The following is an 842-nucleotide window of genomic DNA, read 5'->3' as shown; positions in this document are numbered from 1 at the left end:
GTATAAAAACAGTGCGCGGGTGAGCTTGATTGTCCGCAGGACAATCAGGCGTTGCAAGCGAGCACGGACTTTCGAATTGAGACAGATTTGAGCATTTTTTTTATACGTTGTTGTAAACAGTGCTTTTTTTGTTTTCTAATTGATTTACTTTTACATAAAACCAAGGAACAGGTTCAAACCCGTTGGATTCGTCATTCATAAATTCCATTAACTCATCCCAATTTTCAAAATTTTCAATAAGTCCAAATTCATTTATTGTGAGACCGAACTTTTCTTTCAAATCAGTTGAGAGGTCGTGACAATGAAAAGAGTGAAAATCTCCACCAACTTCAATTCCAATTATGTCAAAGCCTAAAAACGTTCCTCCACTATTCTCAATTTCTTTATTTTTCAGTTTGGTGTGAATTCCCATTTCTCCACCTTGAGCGTCTGGCGGTTGAGTCAGTTCTATAGCCTCGTCCAATTCAGATTCTGGGAAAGAAATACTTAATATTTGAAAATTCAATTCGTTTGGGAAGAACTTTTCTTTGTATTCGGTCAATGTTCTTAAGTCCGAAAAAGTGTTTATCCAGCCGAGTTTTTTTTCGTCCAGCTTTTTGTCCGCCCAAGTTTGAATTTCTTCAACTTTTTTATCGGTTAAACTAAATATAGCTTTAGTTTCATCAAGTTCCTTCTTGTCTGTTGTTGCCCAAGAAATTGCCCAATCGTCAAAATAAGAGTCGTTTATGCACCGACTACAAGTGAAGATTTTAGAACCTTTTATTGTTCCATAATCGACAGGTTTTAACTTAATAAAGTAATATGCTCCAGTGTAGTAGTTCATTTGTTTTTTGGCATTGTTT

General features: G+C 35.6%; 1 protein-coding gene. It reads right to left on the bottom strand.

Features of this window, described 5'->3' with window-relative positions; genetic code table 11:
- Nucleotides 1-100 precede the first annotated feature (100 nt).
- Nucleotides 101-842, bottom strand: a 742-nt coding sequence (locus tag RM545_RS17465) for a hypothetical protein (RefSeq protein WP_311496568.1), incomplete at its 5' end; no start/stop codon positions are given.

Origin of the sequence: Autumnicola lenta, assembly GCF_031846515.1 — a bacterium.
GTDB lineage: Bacteria > Bacteroidota > Bacteroidia > Flavobacteriales > Flavobacteriaceae > Autumnicola > Autumnicola lenta.
The sequence above is the reverse complement of the archived record's forward strand: the minus strand, read 5'-3'. Positions and strand labels throughout refer to the sequence as shown.